This is a genomic window from Lysobacter rhizosphaerae, assembly GCF_054779795.1.
In genome coordinates, this window is record NZ_BAAGXO010000007.1 from 480249 (window position 1) to 501949 (window position 21701).

A 21701-nucleotide genomic window follows, 5' to 3' on the forward strand; every position below is an offset into this window, starting at 1 on the left:
CAGTCCGCTGCCCGATGCGTATTGCCGTCCTGCCCTTCGCCCTGCTCCTCCTGCTGCCCGCCGCGGTCGCGGCCCAGACCACCCCGCCGCTCACGCTCGAACAGGTCATGGCCGATCCGGACTGGATCGGGCCGCCGGTCGAGCAGGCCTGGTGGTCGTGGGACGGCAAGCAGGTGCAATACCAGGTCAAGCGCGAGGGCGCGACGATCAAGGACACCTGGCGCCAGCCCGTCGGCGGCGGTCCGGCGCAGAGGGTCGATGGTGCCGCGCGCGCAGAACTCGATGCGGCGAACCCGGCCTATGACGCGGCGCGCACGCGCATGGCCTTCGTCCGCAATGGCGACGTGTTCGTGCGCGACCTGCGCAGCGGTGCGCTGACGCAGGTGACGCGCACCGATGCCGCCGAAGCGCTGCCGCAGTGGAGCCGCGATGGCAACCTCGTATTCCGCGTCGGCAACGACTGGTTCCGCTGGCGCGCCGGCGCCGGGGTCAGCCAGGCCGCGGTCGTCAAGGCCGAGAAGGATCCCGCCGCCGCGCCCAAGGCCGACGACCTGCGCGATCGCCAGATGCACATGATCCGCACGCTGCAGGACGACAAGGCGCGGCGCGACGCCGCACGCGTGCAGGACGAACAATGGCGGCGCGACGATGCCACGCGGGCGCCGCTGCCGGCCTATCTCGGCAATGACGTCGCCATCGTCGACAGCCTGCTGTCGCCGGATGCGCGCTGGCTGCTGGTCGTCACCACCGCCAAGGACGCCGATGCCGGACAGGCCGGCAAGATGCCCAAGTACGTGACCGAGTCGGGTTACGAGGAATTCGAGGAAGTGCGTACCCGCGTCGGCCGCAATGCGTCGCTGCCGCAGCGGGCGTGGCTGGTGGACGTGAACGCCGCCAAGGTCAGTGAACTCAAGTTCGACACGCTCCCCGGCATCAAGGACGACCCGCTGGCGGCGCTGCGCAAGGCGGCCAAGCAGGACGCGCTCAAGGGCAACCGCACCGTGCAGGTGCTCACCAGTGGCGACAACAGCGGCGCGCCGTCGATCCGTTGGAGCGACGACGGCCACAGCGTCGCGATGATGGTGCGCGCGATCGACAACAAGGACCGCTGGATCGCCAGCGTCGATCTCGCCACCGCCAAGCTGCAGCCGCGCCACCGCCTCACCGATCCGGCCTGGATCAACTGGGGCTTCAACGATTTCGGCTGGACCCCTGACGGGCAGCTCTGGCTGCTGTCGGAACAGAGCGGCTATTCGCACATCTACCTCAGCGATGGCGGCACGCCGCGCGCGCTGACCACGGGCAAGTGGGAGGCCTCGGCGCCGCAGTTGTCGCCGGACGGCAGCACCTTCTATTTCCTGTGCAACCGCAAGTGGCCTGGCGATTACGAGGTGTGCGCCGCCGACCGCAAGGGCGGTGCCGTGCGCGAGCTCACCGACCTCGGCGGCGTCGAGGACTTCGCACTGTCGCCCGATGGCACCCAGGTGCTCGTGCGCCATTCGCGCGCCTACATGCCGGCGCAGGTCTCGGTGGTCCCGGCGAATGGCGGTGAAGCCCGGCAGCTCACCGACACGCGCAAGGACGCCTTCAAGTCCCGCGACTGGATGCAGCCCGAATACGTGCAGGTGCCCAGCAAGCACGGCGCCGGTACCGTCTGGGGCAAGTACTACGGTCCCAGGCAGCCCGAAGCCGGCAAGAAGTATCCGATCGTGATGTTCGTGCACGGCGCGGGCTACCTGCAGAACGTCGACGACCGCTGGCCGGAATACTTCCGCGAGCAGATGTTCCACAACCTGCTGGTCGAACACGGCTACGTCGTGCTCGACCTCGACTACCGCGGTTCGGAAGGCTACGGCCGCGACTGGCGCACCGCGATCTACCGCAACATGGGCCATCCGGAGCTCGAGGACTATCTCGACGGCCTCGACTGGCTGGTCGCGAACAAGCAGGGCGACAAGGATCGCGCCGGCATCTACGGCGGCTCCTACGGCGGCTTCATGACCTTCATGGCGCTGTTCCGCGCGCCCGGCACGTTCAAGGCCGGCGCCGCGCTGCGCCCGGTCAGCGACTGGTCGCAGTACAACCACGAATACACCAGCAACATCCTCAATACGCCCGAACTCGACCCCGAGGCCTACCGCGTCTCGTCGCCGATCGAATACGCCGACAAACTGCAGGACCACCTGCTGATCGCGCACGGCATGATCGACGACAACGTGTTCTTCAAGGACTCGGTGATGCTGTCGCAGCGCCTGATCGAGCTGCACAAGGACAAGTGGGAAATCGCGCCGTACCCGATGGAGCGGCACACCTTCGCGCATCCGGATGCGTGGTACGACGAGTACCGCCGCATCTACGAACTGTTCGAGCGCACGCTGAAGTAAGCGCGCCGGCGCCGCAACCCCGAAGTCGCGGCGCTTATTTCGGCGCGCCGGCGGCGGTGGCCGTGTCCGGCACTTCCTGCCAGCTGCTGTCCGGATCGAAGGTGGTCATCGCCTTCGCCACGCGTTCGCTGTCGGGGCCGAGGTCCTTCTCGAACAGCTCGCCTTCGTGGCTGATCATGAAGCTCATCACGCCGCTGTCGCCGTACTTCGTCGGCCATGCCACCAAGGCGAAGCCGCGGCTCATGTTGTTGCCGAGCATGTAGTCGTAGGCGCCGCCCGGCGCCGACGGCCCCTGCGCGGCGAGGATGCGGTAGTGGTAGCCGTGCCAGTCACCGCCCGGAGTGTCATCGCCGAACAGCGGTCCCAGCGGGCTTTCCTCCTCACCGGGCTGGTCGGGCCAATACAGGCCGTCATGCATGCCGTCGCTGCTGAGGAATTTCTGCGCGTACTCGAGTACGCCGTCGCCATCGCGGTCGACCTTGGCGTAGTCGTCCTGCGCATCCTCGTAGGCGCGCGCGGCCTGCTCCGCCGCCAACTCGTTGCGGCCGATGCGGCGAACGCGGATTTCCTGCGCTCCTGCCTTCATGTCGAAGGCCCAGCCGCCGCCCTTGCGCTTCTCCAGCGGTACCGGCAGGGTCCACGCATCCTTGCCGACCGAGAGCATCTCGCGGCCAACGGCATCGGTCTTGAACTCGTGGTGCGCGCGATAGCGCGCGACGAAGGCGTCGACGTCGTCGCTGCCGACGCTGCCGACCGGTACGTAATCGCGCCAGTCCGCGCCCAACAGCGCGGCGAGGCGGAGTTCATCAGGCTTCTCCGCGCGTTGCGACGAGCCCAAGGCCCTGACCAGCGCTTCGGCCGCGGCATCCGGCGACGGATAGGCCTGCTGCGCCCAGACCACCGGCGCCAGCAATGCCAGGACGGCGAACGAAATCAAGCGAGTGGTAGCGGTCATGCTCGATCTCCTGTTCAACGGCGTCGTCCGCCGCCGCCGCGTGAGGGACGTGACATCTGGTGGCCACCGCCGCGCGAGCCGGAACGCTGCGACGCGCCATAGCTGCTGCGGCCGCGGTTCGACGAGGCGCGCGAGGCATTGGGATTGCTCGCTCCGGAGAACGCGTTGTTGCGTTGCGCTCCCTGGGAGCCGTTGAACGAGTCGCGCGAGGACTGGCGCGCCTGCGCATTGCGTTGCTGGCTCAGCTGCTGCTGGCCGCGATCGAAGTCGCTGACGCGCCCCTGGCCCTGGCCCATCTGCTGCGAGGCCTGGCCGGCGCGATCGCGCGCCTCCCGGTTGCTCGCCGCCGGCGCCTCGAAACCACTCTTCGACATCGATTGGCGGGCGCGATCGCGCTCTGCATTGCGCGCCGGATCGCGACCGCGATAGGAATCGCGCGACGCGACGCCTTCGCGGCTCTTGCCGAACTGGTCGCGGCTGCGCTGGTCGCGGTAGGGCACGCCGTCGCGGTTGGCGGCGTTGTGCTGCCACTTGCCGCCCTCGCCGCGGTTGGTGGTGCGATTGGTGTTGCGCTCGCGGTTGGTGTTGCGGTTGAAGTTGTTGTTGACGTCGATGTCGATGTCGCCGCCGCCCCAGTTGCAGTTGCCCCACAGCGCGCCGCCCACGACCATGCCGACGCCGAAACTGAAGAGCGCCGCGCCGGGGTAGTAGCCGTAGTAGTACGGCGGATAGGCCGGGTAGGCCCAGGGGCCGTACACGCTGGAGCTGTAGCTGGGTACGTAGACGACTTCCGGGTCGGCCGATTCGATGATGATGGTCTGCGGTACCGATTCCGCCGCGACGGCGCCGGTCGCCGGTTCGGTCTTGACCACCTGCTGCTCGGTGGTCTTGAGGTTGCCGGCTTGCTGCGCCTTGTTGCGCAGGCGTTGCACGGATCCCATCACGTCATCGGGCTGGGCGAGGAAGGCGTCGCCCAGCTTCTGCACCCAGGCCGCATCCTGGCTGAGCGTCTCCAGTACCGGCGGGAAGGCGACCAGCGCTTGCACGCTCGGATCCCAGGCCTGGTTCTCGACCTGTTTCACGGCCTCCTCGCCCTTGACGTCCTTGTGCTGCTTGGACCACTTGGCCGCGTCGGCGACATCACCCGGGTAGGTCGACGCCATCAGCACCTGCGCGAGCAGCGCGTCGGGATACAGGGCGATGGGCGCCGTCATCTGGTCGAGTTCCTCGACGCCGAATACTTTTTCGGACGCGGTCGTCGACGCGGGCGCGGCGGCCGCCTGCGCGGCCGCGAGGGGAATGGGTGCCGGCGGCGCGGCATGCGCGGCGGTCGCGGCGAAAATCAATGCAAATGCGGTGAGATACGGCCCTGGAATGCGCATTGGGAATCTCCAGTCGCAGATGGCGCCACACACACCGGAAGGCGGATTCGCGGGCGGCACTTTGCGGGCCGGACCCGATCGTCCGGCGTGATGGAAACCTTAGTGCGGGGCAGGCATGCGGGGATATTGGACTTTGATCCCACGCGCGAAGGTCTGGTCCCTGCCGGTCAAGCTGTCGTTCACGATCGGCCAACGATCAGCCAGCGATCCGCCGACGCGCATGACGCGTCGGTGCGGGGAGACGCAGGGTCGTGCAGCTAGGGCGCGGCGGCGGCCGCAGTGTCCGTGTCCTTCACTTCTTGCCAGCTGCTGTCGGGATCGAAGCGGGTCATCGCCTTCGCCAGCTTCTCGCTGCCGGGGCCGAGGTCCTTCTCGAAGACCTCGCCGTCGTGGCTGATCATGAAGCTCATCACGCCGCTGTCGCCGTACCTCGCCGGCCACGCGATCAGGGCGAAGCCGCGGCTCATGTTCTTGCCCAGCATGTAGTTATAGGCGCCGCCCGGCGCCGATGGTCCCTGCGCGGTGAGGATGCGGTAGTGGTAGCCGTGCCAGTCGCTGCCGGGCGAGGCGTCCGCGAACAGCGGACCGAGCGGGCTGATCTCACCGCTGTCGTCGTCGGCCCAGAACAGGCCGTCGTGCTGGCCATCGGTGCTGAGGATCTTCTGCGCGTACTCCAGCACGCCATCGCCGTCGCGATCGACTTCGGCGTATTCCATCTGCGCGTCGTCATAGGCGCGCGCCGCTTCCACCGCGGCCAGCTCGTCGCGGCCGATGCGACGCTCGCGGATCTCCGTGGCGCCGGCGCGGAGATCGAAACGCCAGCCGTCCTTTCCCTTGGTCAACGGGATCGGCAGGCTCCAGTCGTTCTTGCCGACGACCAGGTTGGCGTGGCCGTCGGCAGCGGTCTTGATCGAATGCCGCTCGCGATAGCCGCTGAGAAACGCGTCCACGTCGGCGCGCTGGCCGCCTGCAGGCGGGATGTAGTCGCGCCAGTCCTTGCCGAGCAGGGCCGCCAGCTTGTCGGCGTCGGCATGGTCTGTCCCCAGCGCGGCGACCAGGGCATCGGCGGCGGCATCGGGGCTGGGGTAGGCCTGCTGGGCGCGGACCAGCGCGGGCAACGCCAGGCCCAGCAACGCCAGTGCAGCAACAGGAAGAGTGCGCAGAGTCGTATTCATAAGGCCCCTATCAACGATGACGCCCGCCGCCACCTTGGCGTTGCGGAGCTTGGCGCTGGACCTGGTGGCCACCACCACCGCCGCCGCGGGATCCGGACGAACGTTGCGCGGAGGCGCTGCTGGAGCGGCCGCGGTTGGCCTGGGCACGCGACTGCGACGGGTTGCGCGACCCTTCGAATGCGTTGTTGCGCGAACCCTGGCTTCGTGCCTGCTGCTGGCGCGCCGTGTTGCGCGCCTGCGTGTTGTTTTGGCCGCGCTGCTGGCGAGCCTGCGATGTCGACCGCGACTGCTGCTGTGCGCGTGCGCGGTCGCCGCCCTGACGGCTGGCCTGGGCGGCCTGCGCGCGCTGACTGTCGCGCGCGCCTGCCTGCTGCCGGTCGCGCGCCCCGGCTTGCTGGCGGTCGCGCGTGGTCTGCGCAGCCCGCTCCCGCTGCTGGTCCCGCGCCTGCCCTTGCGGCCGCTCGCGCATGTCCCGCGACGCCGTCTGCGCACGGTCGCGCGCTTCGCGGTTGCTCCTGGCCGGCTCGATGCCGCGTTGCTGCATCGAGCTGCGCGCCTGTTCGCGCTGGCGCGCGCGGCCGGGGTCGTCGCCACGGAATGAGTCGCGGCGCCCGCTGTCCGCCAGCTGCCGGCCGTTGCGCTCGCGGTTGGCGCGGTCGCGATAGGGGACGCCGTCGCGGTTGGCGGCGTTGTGGCGGAAGGTGTTCTCGGTGCGGTTGATCTGGCGGTTGCTGTTGATGTTGTTGTAGCGGTCGACATCGATGTCGATATCGCCGCCGCCCCAGTCGCAATCACCCCACAGCGAGTCGGCGATCGCGATACCGGTACCGAAGGCGAGCCCGGTCATCAGCGCGCTGCCCGGGTACCAGTACGGCGTCGGCGGGTAGTACGGCGGCGGATACGACGGATAGGCCCAGGTGCCGTAGACCTGGGTGGGGTTGTAGCTGGGCACGTACACGACCTCGGGGTCGGTCGGCTCGATGACGATGGTCTGCGGCGGCGCCTGCTCGACCACGGTGCCCATGGCCGGTTCCGCGGCGGGAGCGGGTGCCGGCGCTGGCGCCGGTTCCATCGACACCTTCTGGTACTGGTTGGATTCGAGGTTGCCGGCGGCCTGGGCCTGGTGGCGCAGGCGCTGCACGGCATCCATCACGTCACTGGGCTGGGCCAGGAACGCGTCGCCCAGGCGCTGCACCCATCCCGGGTCCTGCCCGAGGGTGGCCAGCGCCTGCGGGAAGGCCACGAGTGCCTGCACGCTCGGATCCCAGGGCTCATTGGCGACCAGCTTCACCGCCGCGTCGCCTTCCTCCTTTGGATGCGCCTTCGACCAGGCGACCGCGTCGGCCACGTCGCCCGGATAGGTCGAGGCCATCAGCACCTGGGCCAGCAGCGAGTCCGGATACAACGCGAGGGGCGCCACCATCTGATCGAGCTCGGCGCGGCTGAACACCTCCTCGCTCGGCGTCGGCGCCGCGGGAGCGGCAGGCGCGGCTGGTGCGGGCGCCGTCGCCGGTGGCGGCGGCGTCGCGGTAGGCGCCGATGCCGCTGGGGTCGAAGCGGGTTCCTTCGAACAAGCGGCCACCACCAACAGCGCGGCTAGCAGGACATGACGAGCCGGGATGCGCATTGGGAACTCCCATCGCAGAGGCGTCAGCAGTAGCGGGATCGAGCTCGAACAGGCTTCGATTTGCCGCCGGATCATAGTCCCCGCGTCGTTAAATCCCGATTCACATGGACATGAACGACTGCGCGCCGCGGGCGCGCGCGTGCACGCAATCAACGCGTCCGGGCACGACCTTGCATCGATTGAATGGCACGCGTTTCGTGGCTCCCGCCTAGAATGCGGGCCCATGACCGCCAAGCCACCTGCCTCCACCCCGGAATTCGAACGCGTCCGCGATTACCTCACCGGGTTGCAGGACCGCATCTGCAACGCCATCGAAACCGCCGACGGCGGCGCCCGCTTCATCGAAGACCCGTGGAAGCGCGAGGAAGGCGGCGGTGGCCGCACCCGCATCCTGCGCGACGGCGCGGTGTTCGAGCAGGCAGGCATCGGATTTTCCGACGTATCGGGCACCAAGCTGCCGCCCTCCGCGAGCGCGGCGCGGCCGGAGCTCGCCGGTGCGTCATGGCGCGCGGTCGGCGTGTCGCTGGTGTTCCATCCGCGCAATCCGTTCCTTCCGACCACCCACGCCAACGTGCGCCACTTCCGCGCCGAGCGCGACGGCGAGACCGTGGCGTGGTGGTTCGGCGGCGGCTTCGACCTGACCCCGTTCTATCCCTTCGACGAGGACGTGCTGCACTGGCACCGCACCGCGCGCGACCTGTGCGAGCCCTTCGGCGGCGACGCGCGCTACGCCGCGCACAAGCGCTGGTGCGACGACTACTTCCTGCTCAAGCATCGCGGCGAGACGCGCGGCGTCGGCGGGCTGTTCTTCGACGACCTGCACACGGACTTCGATCGCGACTTCGCCTACCTGCGTGCGGTCGGCGACGGTTTCCTCGACGCCTACCTGCCGATCGTCGATCGCCGCCGCGATACGCCTTACGGCGAGCGCGAACGCCAGTTCCAGTTGTACCGGCGCGGCCGCTACGTGGAATTCAACCTGGTGTTCGATCGCGGCACGCTGTTCGGCCTGCAATCGGGCGGGCGCACCGAATCGATCCTGATGAGCCTGCCTCCGCTGGTGCGCTGGGAATACGGCTTCGCGCCCGAAGCCGGCAGCGAAGAGGCGCGCCTGGCCGATTACCTGCGGCCGCGCGACTGGATCGCGGAGCTGGGCTGAACCGTGCTCAATGCGCGCCCGGACCTTCCGGGCGAGGCGCTTCCCGCGGAACGATCGTGATGTGTCCGTTGGTCTCGAGTTCGGCCAGTTGGATCTCGTCCACCTCGGAGATACCCGCTTCGCGCATCGCCTTGTCGAAATCCGCCCGGCTGACCAGTTCGCGCTTGAGCACGTTGCGGAATACGTGCCCGTCGCGCACCAGCACCACGGATTCGCCCTCGACAAACTTGCGCACCGCCGGGACGCGCGCCGAGAAGAAGGCGACGCCGTAGTTCAGCGCAATAAGGGTCACTGAAAGGATCAGGGCGGCCGTCAGCGAGTTGTCGCCGCCGTTCATCCCGTTCTGCACGGCGTTGCCGATCAGGATCAGCAGCACGAGGTCGAACGGCGTGAACTGCCCCACCGCACGTTTGCCCGACAGGCGCACGAGCACCATTACCGCGAAGTACACGAGCACGGCCCGCAGCACGAACTGATACCAGGGCAAACTCAGTTGCAAAAGGCTGGCAGCGCCATCGCTCATACGATTCTCCCCGTTTGTCCGCGAAGGTAACGCAGCGGCGATGGAAGCACAGCCGGCGGTGGGACAGGAGCAACAGCAAGAGCACGCTCGCTGCGCTCGCTCCCCCTCACCCGCCCTTCGGGCGCCCTCTCCCCGCAAGCGGGGGAGAGGGGACATGCTCTCTCGCGGGAAATTCTCTCTCTCGCGGGAAATTCCCTGAAGGAGAGCCCCCTTTCTGGAGGAGAGCCCCCTTTCTGGAGGGGAGCCCCCTTAGTAAGGGGGCGCGGCGACAGCCGCGGGGATTGGAAGCGCATAGCGGGGCCCAAAGTTTTGCAACGCGAAACTTTGGGTTTTTATTGCCTGCGCAAAAAGCGCAGGCAATAAAAAGCCCCGCAGGCAGGGGGGGCCGGCGGGGCTGGAGAAGCGGGGCCTGGGGAGGGGCCGTCGCTCCTGGGATCACTCCAGGGGAGGGAGAGATCAGCGACAGGCGTTGCACCTGTCGCGAGTAATAAGACCATCCTCCACATGGATAGTTCGTGAAGAGGATAGTTAACAATTTGTTGGGTTCAGGACTGATTCATTCCGCCAACTTCTACAAACGTCGCGCAACCGGCAGCCTTCGGCGCATTGCGGCCGGCAAAAGCCGCCAATGCCCGCGCCCGACCCTTCTCTCACCCGGTCAGGTGCCATTTTTTGGCGGCCGTGTCCGCACCGGGACCGCGTTTGGCGGTCTTAATGGGCTTGCCCCCAGTTGTCGCCGACCCCGCTGTCGACCACCAGCGGGACCCGCAATTGCGCCGCCGCCGCCATCCGCTGTGGCACCTCCGCCAGCAGCGTGTCCAGGAAGGCGGCGTCGACCTCGAACACCAGTTCGTCGTGTACCTGAAGCACCATCAAGGCACGGTCACGATGCGCCGCCAGCCAGCCGTCGATGTCGACCATCGCGCGCTTGATGATGTCGGCGGCGGTGCCCTGCATTGGCGCGTTGATCGCCGCGCGTTCGGCACCGGCGCGCAGGCCCTGGTTGCGCGCGGTGATGTTGTCAAGGTACAGGCGCCGCCCGAACACGGTTTCGACGTAGCCGCGCTCGCGCGCCTGTTCGCGCGTGCGCTCCATGAATTCGCGCACGCCGGGATAGCGCGAGAAGTACAGCGCGATGTAATCCTGCGCCTCGCCCCGGGCGATGCCGAGGTTGCGCGCCAGGCCGAACGCGCTCATGCCATACATGAGGCCGAAGTTGATTGCCTTGGCCGCGCGGCGTTCGTTGCCGCTCACCTCGTCCAGGGTCTTGCCGAATACTTCCGCCGCGGTGGCGCGGTGGATGTCGGCGCCGGATTCGAACGCGCGCAGCAGGCCCGCGTCCTGCGACAGGTGGGCCATGATCCGCAGTTCGATCTGCGAGTAGTCGCAGGACACGATTTTGCGCCCCGCCGGCGCCACGAAGGCATTGCGGATGCGGCGGCCATCGTCGGTGCGGATCGGGATGTTCTGCAGGTTGGGGTCGTTGGAGGCAAGGCGGCCGGTCGCCGCACCAGCCTGGTGGTAGCTGGTGTGCACGCGCCCGGTATCGGCATTGACCATTTCCGGCAATTTGTCGGTGTAGGTGCTGCGCAGCTTGGCCAGGCCGCGGTAGTCGAGGATCACGCGCGGCAATTCGTGCAGCTCGGCGATGGCCTCCAGTGCTTCTTCGTTCGTCGACGGCTGGCCGCTGGGGGTCTTCACCAGGGCGGGCAACTTGAGCTCTTCGAACAGCAACTGGCCCAGTTGCTTGGGCGAATCCAGGCTGAAACTGCGGCCGGCCAGTTCGGTCGCCTTCTGCTGCGCGGCCAGCATGCGCTTGCCGAGGTCGTTGGATTGCCGGCGCAGTTCGTCGGCGTCGATCAGCACGCCGTTCGCCTCGACCCGCTCGAGCACAGGCACCAGCGGCATCTCGATCTCGCGGTAGACGCGCTCCAGTGCGGGTTCTGCGGCCAGCTTGGTCGCGAGCGCATGGTGCAGGCGCAGGGTGACGTCGGCGTCCTCGCCCGCATAGCGGGTGGCGTCGTCCAGCGCGACCTGGGCGAAGGAGATCGCCTTGGCGCCCTTGCCCGCGACCTGTTCGTACGTGATGGTGTCGTAGCCGAGATAGCGCCTGGCCAGCGAATCCATGTCATGGCGGGTGGCCGTGGCGTTGAGGACGAAGCTCTCGAGCATCGTGTCCTGCGCATAACCGGCGACTTCGATGCCATGACGGCGCAGTACGTGCAGGTCGTACTTGCCGTGGTGGCCGATCTTCCTTTTCGCCGGATCGGCGAACAGCGGCTTCAAGGCCGCCAGCACGGTATCGCCCGGCAATTGCGCCGGCGCGCCGGGATAGGTGTGGCCCAGCGGCACGTAGGCAGCGTGGCCGGTCTCGACCGCGAGGCTGATCCCGACCAGTCGTGCACGCATCGGGTCGAGCGAATCGGTTTCGGTGTCGAAGGCGAACGCATCGGCCGCCTGCAGCTTCGCGATCCACGCCGCGAGTTGCGCGTCGGTGAGCACGCATTCGTATTCGCCCTGCGTGGCCAGCGCCGGATCGAGCGGTTCGGCGGAAGCCGGCGCAGGCGCGCGCGCATAGCCCGCCGCGGTACCACGCACGCTGATCCTGCCCGCGTCGGCATCCGCCCCCGCAGCGCTTCCTTCCAGCTCGCGCAGGGCCTGCTTGAAGCCGTAGCGGGCGTACAGCGTGCGCAGCGCGTCGGTGGCGCGTGGCTGCAGCACCAGGTCCTGCGGCCGGTACTCGAGGGCCACGTCGGTCTTGATCGTGGTCAGTTCGCGATTGAGCGGCAGGCGTGGCAATGCGGCGCGCAGGTTGTCGCCGATCTTGCCCTTGATGGCGTCCGCGTGGGCGATGACGCCATCGAGCGTGCCGTATTCGCCCAGCCACTTGGCCGCGGTCTTGGGGCCGCACTTGTCGACGCCGGGAATGTTGTCGACGGCATCCCCCATCAGGGCGAGGAAGTCGATGATCTGTTCCGGGCGCACGCCGAACTTGTCCACCACGCTGGCTTCGGAGTCGTAGCGGCTGCCGCTCATGGTGTTGACCAGGGCGATGCCCGGGCGCACCAGCTGGGCGAAGTCCTTGTCGCCGGTGGAGATCGTTACCTCGAGGCCCTCGCCCGCGCCCTGCATGGCCAGCGTGCCGATCACGTCGTCGGCCTCGACGCCACCCACGCGCAGGATGCGGAAGCCCAGCGCCTGCACGATCTCGCACATCGGCTCGACCTGCGCGCGCAGGTCGTCGGGCATGGCCTTGCGGTTGGCCTTGTACTGCGGGTAGAGGTCGTCGCGGAAGGTCGGCCCGGGCGCATCGACCACGAAGGCGATGTAATCGGGTTGCTCCTTCAGGTGCGCACGCAGCATGTTGACCACCCCGAACAGGGCGCCGGTCGGTTCGCCCGCCTCGTTGTTCAGTGGTGGCAGCGCGTGGAAGGCGCGGTAGAGGTAGCTGGAACCATCGATCAGGACGAGTCGTTTCATCCTTCGAATTCTACGCGGGCGGGCATGGCGCCACGTCGCGTCCGGATGCCCGGCGGCACATGCGGCCGCATTACACCCGGACGCGTATGCTTCGCTCTGCCCTCTTCCGGAGAACTGCCATGCGTGCGCTAGCCCCCTTGCTGCTCGTTCTGTGCCTGGGCGGTTGCGCCACGATGGACAGCGATCCCACCGCCGGACTGGAAGGCGCCGATGTCACCAGCCGCATGATCGACGGCGACCGGGTCGAGGAATACCGCGTGCAGGGCCAGCTGCAGGTGGTCAAGGTGACGCCGAAGCGCGGCGCGCCCTATTACCTCATCGACCGCAACGGCGACGGCCGCCTCGACAGCAGCAAGGGCGAAGGCCCGGTGTCGCCGGTGATGTGGAAGCTGTTCCAGTGGGATTGAAGGCCTGGCGGGACTGACCGCACCGCTTCAAAACCACTGCGAATCCCGCAAAAAACAAGGCCCGCCGAAGCGGGCCTTGTTACTGGAGCAGGTGTTGCAACCGGAGATCAGGCTGCGGCGTCCTTGAGCTTCTTCAGCGCGCGGACCTTGATCTTGACGGTGGCCGGCTTGGCGGCGAACCACTGCTCTTCCTTGGTGAACGGGTTGACGCCCTTGCGCTTCGGCTTGGCCGGCACGTTCACGACGTTGATCTTCAGCAGGCCCGGCAGGGTGAATGCACCCGCGCCCTTCTTGCTGACCGAAGCGTGCACCGCGCCTTCGAGCGCGCCAAGCACTGCACGGACGTCCTTCGCGACCACGCCGGTCGTTTCGGACAGGTGAGCGACCAGGCCGGACTTGCCCAGCACTTCCTTGATCGGCTTGACGGCTGCCGGCTTGGCAGCGGCTTTCTTCGGAGCAGCTTTCTTCTTCGCCATTTTTCTAAATCCCCCGGATGGAGAGTTGGTTTGAGGTATGCCTGGAAAAACCCCTCGGCAAGCGGAATGTAGGGCACAAAAGCCGCGACGCCAAGCGTCTTTTCGCATTTTTCGGGTTTTTTTTCGCGCCACGGCGACGGATGGCGGCGATTGGCCGCCCATCAATACCGTTTTTCAGGCCGGCTGCAGGTTCGACGACGCCAGCTTCAACCACTTGCTGCCGGCGCTCTCGAAGTTCACCTGCACGTTGGCGTAGGCGCCGCTGCCGACGAAGTCGGTGACCACGCCATGTCCGTAGCTGGGGTGCACCACGTCCTGGCCGAGGCGGAAGGCGGGCAGGTCGATGGCCGCATGGCCGAGGTCGCGCCGCGGCTGCGGCGCATACATGGGCCGCGACACCTGCACCTTCGGCCGCACCTCGTGCAGCAGCGCCGCCGGGATCTCGCGCAGGAACCGCGACGGCGTGCCGTACATGTCCATGCCGTGGATGCGCCGCGTTTCGGCGTAGCTGAGCACCAGCTTCTGCCGCGCACGGGTGATGCCCACGTACGCGAGACGGCGTTCCTCTTCCACGCGCCCGGATTCCTCGGTCGACTTCAGGCTCGGGAACAAGCCCTCTTCCAGCCCGCCGAGGAACACCAGCGGAAACTCCAGTCCCTTCGCGCTGTGCAGCGTCATCAGCTGCACGCTGTTCTCGCCGGCCTGGGCCTGGCCCTCGCCCGCCTCGAGCGCGGCGTAGCTGAGGAAGGCCACGAGTTCGGGCATCGCCGCCGCCTCGTCCTCGTCCTCCCTGCCGCTGAAGCGCGAGGCCACGGACACCAGCTCGTCGAGGTTGTCGGTGCGCGAATCCAGCTGCCCGCGCGACTCGTTGGCGTAATGCTCGCGCAGGCCCGAGCGGCCGAGCACATGGTCGATCTTGTCCGGCAGCGGACGCGCTTCGACCTCGTTGGCGAGGTCGTCGACCAGCAACAGGAACCCGGCCAGCGCATTGCGAGAGCGCGCCGCCAGGGTGTTGTCGCGGGTGATGCGCAGCGCGGCTTCCCACAATGCGACGCCGTCGGCGCGGGCGCGCTTGCGCACCTCCTCCAGCGTGCGGTCGCCGATGCCGCGCGCGGGCGTGTTGACCGAGCGTTCGAACGCGGCATCGTCCAGGCGCGAGGCGATCAGGCGCATGTAGGCCAGCGAATCCTTGATTTCCGCGCGCTCGAAGAAGCGCATGCCGCCGTAGACGCGGAACGGGATTTTCGGCTCTTCCTGCAGCACCTCTTCGTAGGCGCGCGACTGCGCGTTGCTGCGGTAGAGGATGGCGACATCGCCGTGGTCACCGCCGTCGCGGACCCACTGGCGGATGCGCTCGACCACGAAGCGGGCCTCGTCCATCTCGTTGTAGGCGGCATACACGTCGATCGGATCGCCATGGCCGATGTCGGTCCACAGCTTCTTGCCCAGGCGGTCCGGGTTGTGCGCGATCACCGCGTTGGCGGCGTCCAGGATGGTGGCGCTGGAGCGGTAGTTCTGTTCCAGCCGGATCGTCTGCGCATCGTGGAAGTCGCGCAGGAAGCGCTGCATGTTCTCGACCTTGGCGCCGCGCCAGCCATAGATCGACTGGTCGTCGTCGCCGACCACGAACACATGGCCGGTATCTCCGGCCAGCACGCGCACGAAGGCGTACTGGATGGCGTTGGTGTCCTGGAACTCGTCGACCAGGATCTCGCGGAAGCGATGGCGGTAATGGGCCAGCAGCGCCGGGTTGTCGCGCAGCAGCTCGTGCGCGCGCAGCAGCAGCTCGGCGAAGTCGACCAGGCCGGCGCGGTCGCAGCGCTCCTGGTACAGCGCGTAGCAGCGCTGCATCACGTCCAGCCATTCGTCGTTGCGTTCGGACTGGATGTTGTGCGGGCGCCGGCCCTCGTCCTTCTGCGCATTGATCCACCACACGATCTGCCGTGGCGGGAAGCGCGCATCGTCCAGCTCCAGCTGCTGCACCACGCGCTTGACCAGGCGCAGCTGGTCGTCGCTGTCGAGCACCTGGAAGCCTTCGGGCAGCTTGGCTTCCTGCCAGTGCAGGCGGAGCAGGCGATGGGCGATGCCGTGGAAGGTGCCGATCCACATGCCGCGCGCGCCATGGCGCAGCAGGTGCTCGGCGCGCGCGCGCATCTCGCCCGAGGCTTTGTTGGTGAAGGTCACCGCGAGAATGCCGTGCGCCGGCACGCCAAAGGCCTCGTTGAGCCAGGCGATGCGGTGGGTGAGCACGCGGGTCTTGCCGGAACCGGCGCCGGCGAGCACGAGATAGTGGCCCGGCGGTGCGCTGACGGCCTCGCGCTGGGCGGGGTTCAGCGCGTCGAGCAAATGCGAAACATCCATGCGCGCATTCTACCGGCCATGGAGTATCGCAGGCTGAGAAAGCCCGGCTTCACGCATGCGCAGGCACAGTGTGGCCGTCGTTCCCCGGAGCGCGGATCCGTCCATGGCTCGACCGGCTCTAACCCTGCGACTTCTCACGCTGCGACCTTCCATCCCGTGCCTGATCGCGCTGCTGCTGGCCTGCGCCGGGCAGGTCGCCGCCGCGGACACGACCGCCGCGCGGCTGCGGATCGACCAGGATGAACTGCGCAGCGGCGATCACGTCCTGCATATTCAGATCGCGCCGGACATCAAACCTGAGCGCGCCCGCATGCTGCGCGCCTGGCTGGCGGAAACGGCGCAGGCCACGCTGGCCGCCTACGGCCGCTTCCCGCTTGCCGATGCGACGATCCGCGTGAGCGAAGTCGACGATCGCGGCAGCAGCCCGGTGCCTTGGGGGCAGACCTCGCGGCGCAACTCCGTCGCCGTGCTGCTGTACGTGCGCAAGGGCGCCAGCCTCGCGGAATTGCGCGCGGACTGGACCGCGGTGCACGAGCTCTCGCACCTGTTCCATCCCTACTTGGGCGACGACGGCCGCTGGCTGGCGGAGGGTCTGGCGAGCTATTACCAGAATGTGTTGCGCGCGCGCAGCGGCCTGCTGGACGAAGCCGAGGCCTGGCGACGGCTGGATGCCGGTTTCGGCCGCGGCCGTCGCGAGGACAGTGGGATGCGCCTGGACGAACTGTCCGGCACGCGCCACGGCACCATGCGCGTGTATTGGGCCGGCGCCGCCTATTGGCTGGAAACGGACCTGGCGCTGCGCGAACGCGGCAGCAGCCTCGATGCCGTGCTTTCGCGCTACGCCGATTGCTGCCTGAGCGGCAGCGGCGAAGTCGCGCCGGCGGACTTCGTCGCGCAGCTGGACCGGCTCGCCGGCGGTGACATCTTCTCGCGGACCTACCGGCGCTACGCCGCGTCGCGGGAGTTCCCGTCGCTCGACGCGGCCTACGCGAAGCTCGGCCTCAGCGGCACCGCCGGTGAATTGCACTTTTCCGACCAGAAAGACGCCGTGCGCCTGCGGCGCGCCGTGATGGGCCGGCGCTGACGCCCTCAGTGGGCGTGCGCGTGCTCGCGCTTGCTGGTGGTCCCGGTCATGAGTTTGTCGGTGTAGGCGATGCCGATCGCGGACACGATGAACAGGCCATGGATGATCGTCTGCCACATCACGCCATCGGCGGTGACCGAGGTGCAGGCCTTGAAGTTCTGCGCGCTCGCGGCCATCGCCTGCAGCGCCGCCAGGCCTTCGACCGACTGGCACAGCGGCAGGCCATTGACCATGCCCACTTCGATGAAGCTCTTGAGCAGGTGGATCGAGGAGATGCCGATGATCGCCATCGCGAGCTTTACCTTCAGCACGCTGGCGTTGACATGGCTCAACCACTCCGGCTGGTCCGGATGGCCTTCCAGGCGCAGGCGCGAGACGAAGGTTTCGTAGCCCCCAACTATCACCATCATCAGCAGGTTGGAGATCATCACCACGTCGATCAGGCCCAGCACGATCAGCATGATGTCCTGCTCGTTGAGCCTGGGCGTCTCGTGGATGAGGTGCCACAGCTCCTTGCCGAACAGGAACACGTACACGCCCTGCGCGACGATCAGGCCCAGGTACAAGGGCAACTGCAGCCAGCGCGAGGAGAAGATCAGCGCGGGCAGCGGATTGAGGCGGGCATCGGAGCGGACATCGGACATGGGCGGCACGCAAAGCGGGGGAATCCGCAGGGTAGCGCGACCACGCATGCCACTGCCGAGTCGAGGCGTTTGCAGCACAAACGGCAAAGCCCGCAGGCCAGTGCGTCGACGCGCTGCGGCGCGTTCTATGCCGTCGCCACGTGTGGACCGTCGTTGCGCGGCGCGTCAATCGCCACGCCCGGCAACTCCAGCACGTAATCCGGGCCCATCAGTTGCGAGGGCGTGTAGTAGCCGCCGTCGGGCGCCGGGTTGTCGAGGAAACACTGCACGATGCCCAGCGATGCGCTCACCGTCAGCGCGTAGCCGTTCGGCGTGACCATGCGCCGCACCTGCGCGCGGCCGCCGCCACGCACCTCGCCCCAGAAGTAGGCCTGCGTGCTGTCGCGCGTCTGCGCATCCGGCCCCTTGACGCTGCGTTCGACCCGCGCCTTGAGCCAACGCTGTACGAACCGCATGCGCAGCAATGGCCCGAGCAGGCGCAGGCGGCGGACACGGGCGATCGCCTTCGGCGAGGCCGTGGTGTAGACCTCGATATCGGGAATGCCGGTACTGACGAAGGCGGTGTAGACATCGCCCCACGGAATCGTCATCGCCATGCGATCGGCGCCGTCGCGGGTGAACGTGCGCGTCTTCCACGCCAGTGGCACGCGCTTCAGCTCGCCCTTCTCGCGGACGCGGCCGCCGTTGCCCAGGCCTTCGACACTGGTTTTCGCGGTGCCGGGACTGAAACCGCCGCCGCCCTCGAACCCGAGCACCAGCGACGTCGCCCACGGGCAATCGCGATGCAGCTGCGCGGCGAGGCAATCGCTGGGCACGACGTCGAAGCCGACGCCCGGCGTGACCACGATGCTCGCCTCCTGCGCGCGCGCGTGTTGCGCGTGGCAATGGGCGAAGACGTCGATCTCGCCGGTGATATCGAGGTAATGGGTGCGCGTGGCCAGGCAGCCTTCCAGCATCGGTGCACTGGTCGCGGAAAACGGGCCGGCGCAATGCAACACCAGGTCGATGCCGCGCAGGCCTTCCACCACGGCACTGGGAAGGTCGAGGGTGAATTGGCGCCAGCGCAGGCCCAGCTCATCGGCCAGCGCGCGCACAGCGGCTTCGTCGCGACCCGCGAGGATCGGCTGCAGGCCGCGCTTGGCGGCTTCGGCGGCGATCAGGCGGCCGGTGTAGCCGTTGGCACCGTAGATCAACCATTGCATGGCGCATTACTCCCGTGGCCGCAATGGGAAAGAAAGCGCGCAGCCACTCCAGGACCGCCATCCTACCCATCCACCGGAATCGCATCGCATGCGCTGGCCGCTTTCCTTGCCGCCGTCACATTCGCCGTGAGCGCGCACGCCCAAACCGGGCCCAACGCAGTGGCGCCGATCAACCTGACACTGGAAGCCATCGCCGGCGATGCGTCGCTCCGAGCTGGTCGGGTCCCACCCCACCGAGGCATGCCGCCCAATACGCGGCGGCATGCCTCACCCCCAACCCCAACCACCCTGGATCATGAGAACAGCGGGAGTGGCGCGCCCCCTGGCATCAACGCCCAGAGCACGCCGGCGATCAGCGCAACGCCCAGGACCCACCGCTCTGCTGGTTCGACGTGATCTTTGCGATGGCGTACTGGGATGCCGGCGGTCATTGGCGCGTTCTCCTGCTGCGGGACCAATGAAACGCCTCAATGCCACGACGATCTGGGATTCGCATCACGCGCTGCTGGAAATCAGACTTTTCCCTGGGTAGTGCTTGCAGAGCGCCCCCAACCCGGCCTTCCCCCGCGCGCGGGGGAAGGAGCAAGCCGCAAGCGCGAAGGAAAGATTGCTCCCTCCTCCAAGGAGCAAGCCGCAAGCGTTGCTCCCTCCCCCGCTTGCGGGGGAGGGTTGGGGTGGGGGTGTGTTGCGAAGGAGATTGGCCGCCAACGAAAGTCGCTTCGGCTCTTCGAAGATCGCGTTGTGCGGAACGTCCGCTGCAGGTGCGTGCAGCAAGGCAAACGACGCTCCGGCGCGTCGCCGCCAAGCCGCGTAACGGCAATGGGCGTGCTTCGCGTGCGCCGGCGGGCGAGGCAGTGAAAGGTTTGCTACGGCGAAACGTGATCGCGGTGGCAGCCAAGCCTGCCGCCGAAACAGGACCTCATGACCTTCGGCGCATGGCGGCCTTCGACCCGCAGGCCCATGCTGCGGCGTCTTCCACTGGGGTGTCCCATGACCAAGCCGCTCGTTCTCGCGCCGCTCTTCTTCGCTGTCTCCCTGGCGCTCGCGCCGTCCGTCGTGCTGGCGCAGAAGGCGCCGGCGGCCAAGTCCACACCGGCCAAGCCGGCCGCCAAATCCGCGCCGGCCTGGGTGGCCAGGAGCAACGAATACACCCAGATCCTGATCCTCGCGCAGGCGCCGTTCCAGCCGGAGCAGGTGTCGTTCTTCGGCGTGCCGGGCTTCGACGACCAGGTATTCGATTTCGGTCCTGGCTATGCCAAGCGCTTCCGCGACGCCACGGCCAAGGCCAAGGCCGAACTCGTCGCGAAGTCGGCGAAGGAAACCGACGCCAACGTGAAGCAGGACATCGCCATCCTGCTGCAGGCCGCCGACGACCAGATCAAGGCGAGCGAGGTCAACGAGCGCCTGACGCGGCCGTGGCTCGACGCCGGCCAGACCATCTTCTCGGGCATCCAGTCGCTGCTTTCCGACCAGACCCCGCAGGACCGCCGCGCCAAGGCCGTGCAGCGCCTGCAGCGCTACGTCGGCATGGTGCCCGGCACCACGCCGCTGACCACGCTGGCGCAGCAGCGCTACGACGAGCGCAACGACAAGGGCCTGGTGCAGCCGACCCAGATCGAAGTGCAGCAGTCGCTCGACAACGTGAAGACCTACCAGCAGGGCATCCGCGACCTCTTCGCCAAGTACAAGCTCGACGGCGAAGCGGCCGCCGCGCTCGACGCGCTGGACAAGCAGCTCACCGAATACGCGGCGTGGTCGAAGTCGACCGTGCTGCCGACCGCACGCACCACCTACAAGCTGCCCGATGAGCTGTACGCCCTGCAGCTGAAGGGCTTCGGCATCGACATCGATCCGCGCATCCTGATCGAACGCGCGCAGCTGGAGTTCATGGAAACCCGCAACGCCATGCAGCAGCTGGCACCGCTGGTGGCCAAGGCGAAGGGCCTGAAGTCGACCGATTACATCGGCGTCATCAACGAGCTCAAGCACCCGCAGTTCAAGGACGACCAGGTCGAACCGCATTACCGCAACGTGGTGATGCCGGAACTCGATCGCCTGATCGCCGCGAACAAAGTGGTGTCGCTGCCGCAGCGCCCGATGCAGATGCGCCTGGGCTCGGCGGCGGAGAACGCCGCGCAGCCCGCGCCGCACTTCCTGCCCGCGCCACTGGTGGGCAACACCGGCCAGCAGGGCACGTTCGTGCTGCCGCTGGGCAATCCCAACGCGGGCGCGGACGGTCCGTACGACGACTTCAACTACCCGGCCGGCGCGTGGACGCTGACCGCGCATGAAGGCCGCCCCGGCCACGAGCTGCAGTTCACCGCGATGGTCGAGCGCGGCGTGTCGCTGGCGCGCACGATGTATGCGTTCAACTCGGTCAACGTCGAAGGCTGGGCGCTGTACGCCGAAGCCGAGATGGTTCCGTACGAGCCGCTCGAAGGCCAGCTGATCGCGCTGCAGTTCCGCCTGCTGCGCGCCGCGCGCGCGATGCTCGACCCGATGATCAACCTCGGCCTCACCGACCGCGACACCGTGGTCCGCGTGCTGACCGAAGAAGCCGGCTACTCGAAGGCGATGGCGCGCCAGGAAGTGGACCGTTACTCGGTGCAGTCGCCGGGCCAGGCAGGCAGCTACTTCTACGGCTACTCGCGGATCATGCAGCTGCGCGCGGAGACCGAAGTGGCGCTGGGCGACAAGTTCGACCGCAAGGCCTTCAACGACTTCCTGCTCGACCAGGGCCTGCTGCCGCCGGCGTTGCTGGCGAAGGCGGTGCGCGAACAATTCGTGCCGGCGCAGAAGGCTAAGTAACGCATCACGGCAACACACGACGGGATGGCGGCCA

General features: G+C 67.7%; 15 protein-coding genes. 5 read left to right on the top strand and 10 right to left on the bottom strand.

Features of this window, described 5'->3' with window-relative positions; all coding sequences use genetic code 11:
• Positions 1–14 precede the first annotated feature (14 nt).
• Positions 15–2384, top strand: a complete 2370-nt coding sequence (locus ACYVGE_RS11270; RefSeq protein ID WP_460729923.1) for a prolyl oligopeptidase family serine peptidase — start codon at positions 15–17, stop codon at positions 2382–2384.
• A gap of 34 nt (positions 2385–2418) precedes the next feature.
• Here ACYVGE_RS11270 and ACYVGE_RS11275 read toward each other — a convergent pair whose 3' ends face one another.
• From ACYVGE_RS11275 to ACYVGE_RS11290, 4 genes are all read right to left on the bottom strand, one after another.
• The gene (locus tag ACYVGE_RS11275; RefSeq protein WP_460729925.1) at positions 2419–3339 is read right to left on the bottom strand and encodes a DUF2950 domain-containing protein; all 921 of its coding nucleotides are present in this window, start codon (positions 3337–3339) and stop codon (positions 2419–2421) included.
• Between the two features lie 14 nt (positions 3340–3353).
• Complete coding sequence (locus ACYVGE_RS11280; RefSeq protein ID WP_460729927.1) at positions 3354–4721, bottom strand: DUF3300 domain-containing protein; 1368 nt, start codon at positions 4719–4721, stop codon at positions 3354–3356.
• A 257-nt stretch (positions 4722–4978) separates the two neighbouring features.
• Complete coding sequence (locus ACYVGE_RS11285; RefSeq protein ID WP_460729929.1) at positions 4979–5896, bottom strand: DUF2950 domain-containing protein; 918 nt, start codon at positions 5894–5896, stop codon at positions 4979–4981.
• Positions 5897–5906: 10 nt separating this feature from the next.
• Positions 5907–7523, bottom strand: coding sequence for a DUF3300 domain-containing protein (locus ACYVGE_RS11290; RefSeq protein ID WP_460729931.1), 1617 nt, complete (start codon positions 7521–7523; stop codon positions 5907–5909).
• A gap of 223 nt (positions 7524–7746) precedes the next feature.
• Between ACYVGE_RS11290 and hemF the strand changes: the two genes are divergently transcribed.
• A complete protein-coding gene (gene hemF / locus ACYVGE_RS11295; protein ID WP_460729933.1) occupies positions 7747–8682 on the top strand; it encodes an oxygen-dependent coproporphyrinogen oxidase in 936 nt (311 codons plus the stop codon).
• A 7-nt stretch (positions 8683–8689) separates the two neighbouring features.
• Here the strand turns inward: hemF and ACYVGE_RS11300 are convergent, their stop codons facing one another.
• Both ACYVGE_RS11300 and polA read right to left on the bottom strand, forming a co-directional pair.
• Positions 8690–9205, bottom strand: coding sequence for a DUF421 domain-containing protein (locus tag ACYVGE_RS11300; RefSeq protein ID WP_460729935.1), 516 nt, complete (start codon positions 9203–9205; stop codon positions 8690–8692).
• A 711-nt stretch (positions 9206–9916) separates the two neighbouring features.
• Positions 9917–12685 (bottom strand): DNA polymerase I, encoded by a 2769-nt coding sequence (polA, locus tag ACYVGE_RS11305; protein ID WP_460729937.1) that lies wholly within the window; start codon positions 12683–12685, stop codon positions 9917–9919.
• A 119-nt stretch (positions 12686–12804) separates the two neighbouring features.
• On the opposite strand from polA, the gene ACYVGE_RS11310 reads away from it, so the two are divergent.
• The gene (locus ACYVGE_RS11310; protein ID WP_310054523.1) at positions 12805–13092 is read left to right on the top strand and encodes a DUF2782 domain-containing protein; all 288 of its coding nucleotides are present in this window, start codon (positions 12805–12807) and stop codon (positions 13090–13092) included.
• Positions 13093–13199: 107 nt separating this feature from the next.
• Here the strand turns inward: ACYVGE_RS11310 and ACYVGE_RS11315 are convergent, their stop codons facing one another.
• Positions 13200–13568 carry an HU family DNA-binding protein gene (locus tag ACYVGE_RS11315; RefSeq protein WP_310054525.1) on the bottom strand — a complete coding sequence of 123 codons (369 nt, stop codon included), beginning with the start codon at positions 13566–13568 and terminating at the stop codon, positions 13200–13202.
• Positions 13569–13742: 174 nt separating this feature from the next.
• Complete coding sequence (gene uvrD, locus ACYVGE_RS11320; protein ID WP_460729940.1) at positions 13743–15929, bottom strand: DNA helicase II; 2187 nt, start codon at positions 15927–15929, stop codon at positions 13743–13745.
• A gap of 103 nt (positions 15930–16032) precedes the next feature.
• On the opposite strand from uvrD, the gene ACYVGE_RS11325 reads away from it, so the two are divergent.
• On the top strand, positions 16033–17013 hold the full coding sequence (locus ACYVGE_RS11325) for a M61 family metallopeptidase (protein WP_460729942.1): 981 nt from the start codon (positions 16033–16035) through the stop codon (positions 17011–17013).
• A 5-nt stretch (positions 17014–17018) separates the two neighbouring features.
• Here the strand turns inward: ACYVGE_RS11325 and ACYVGE_RS11330 are convergent, their stop codons facing one another.
• Together ACYVGE_RS11330 and ACYVGE_RS11335 are read right to left on the bottom strand one after the other, a co-directional pair.
• The gene (locus ACYVGE_RS11330) at positions 17019–17657 is read right to left on the bottom strand and encodes a TIGR00645 family protein (protein ID WP_460729944.1); all 639 of its coding nucleotides are present in this window, start codon (positions 17655–17657) and stop codon (positions 17019–17021) included.
• 125 nt (positions 17658–17782) lie between these two features.
• On the bottom strand, positions 17783–18859 hold the full coding sequence (locus ACYVGE_RS11335) for a saccharopine dehydrogenase family protein (protein WP_460729946.1): 1077 nt from the start codon (positions 18857–18859) through the stop codon (positions 17783–17785).
• Between the two features lie 990 nt (positions 18860–19849).
• Between ACYVGE_RS11335 and ACYVGE_RS11340 the strand changes: the two genes are divergently transcribed.
• A complete protein-coding gene (locus ACYVGE_RS11340; protein WP_460729948.1) occupies positions 19850–21667 on the top strand; it encodes a DUF885 domain-containing protein in 1818 nt (605 codons plus the stop codon).
• Positions 21668–21701: the final 34 nt, after the last annotated feature.

What these genes read in the sequence shown, in the direction of transcription:
- uvrD (WP_460729940.1), bottom strand. Translation starts at nt 15,929, where the DNA reads ATGGATGTTTCGCATTTGCTCGACGCGCTGAACCCCGCCCAGCGCGAG.
- ACYVGE_RS11300 (WP_460729935.1), bottom strand. Translation starts at nt 9,205, where the DNA reads ATGAGCGATGGCGCTGCCAGCCTTTTGCAACTGAGTTTGCCCTGGTAT.
- ACYVGE_RS11285 (WP_460729929.1), bottom strand. Translation starts at nt 5,896, where the DNA reads ATGAATACGACTCTGCGCACTCTTCCTGTTGCTGCACTGGCGTTGCTG.
- ACYVGE_RS11315 (WP_310054525.1), bottom strand. Translation starts at nt 13,568, where the DNA reads ATGGCGAAGAAGAAAGCTGCTCCGAAGAAAGCCGCTGCCAAGCCGGCA.
- ACYVGE_RS11280 (WP_460729927.1), bottom strand. Translation starts at nt 4,721, where the DNA reads ATGCGCATTCCAGGGCCGTATCTCACCGCATTTGCATTGATTTTCGCC.
- ACYVGE_RS11340 (WP_460729948.1), top strand. Translation starts at nt 19,850, where the DNA reads ATGACCAAGCCGCTCGTTCTCGCGCCGCTCTTCTTCGCTGTCTCCCTG.
- ACYVGE_RS11325 (WP_460729942.1), top strand. Translation starts at nt 16,033, where the DNA reads ATGGCTCGACCGGCTCTAACCCTGCGACTTCTCACGCTGCGACCTTCC.
- ACYVGE_RS11270 (WP_460729923.1), top strand. Translation starts at nt 15, where the DNA reads ATGCGTATTGCCGTCCTGCCCTTCGCCCTGCTCCTCCTGCTGCCCGCC.
- ACYVGE_RS11330 (WP_460729944.1), bottom strand. Translation starts at nt 17,657, where the DNA reads ATGTCCGATGTCCGCTCCGATGCCCGCCTCAATCCGCTGCCCGCGCTG.
- ACYVGE_RS11290 (WP_460729931.1), bottom strand. Translation starts at nt 7,523, where the DNA reads ATGCGCATCCCGGCTCGTCATGTCCTGCTAGCCGCGCTGTTGGTGGTG.
- ACYVGE_RS11310 (WP_310054523.1), top strand. Translation starts at nt 12,805, where the DNA reads ATGCGTGCGCTAGCCCCCTTGCTGCTCGTTCTGTGCCTGGGCGGTTGC.
- polA (WP_460729937.1), bottom strand. Translation starts at nt 12,685, where the DNA reads ATGAAACGACTCGTCCTGATCGATGGTTCCAGCTACCTCTACCGCGCC.
- ACYVGE_RS11275 (WP_460729925.1), bottom strand. Translation starts at nt 3,339, where the DNA reads ATGACCGCTACCACTCGCTTGATTTCGTTCGCCGTCCTGGCATTGCTG.
- hemF (WP_460729933.1), top strand. Translation starts at nt 7,747, where the DNA reads ATGACCGCCAAGCCACCTGCCTCCACCCCGGAATTCGAACGCGTCCGC.
- ACYVGE_RS11335 (WP_460729946.1), bottom strand. Translation starts at nt 18,859, where the DNA reads ATGCAATGGTTGATCTACGGTGCCAACGGCTACACCGGCCGCCTGATC.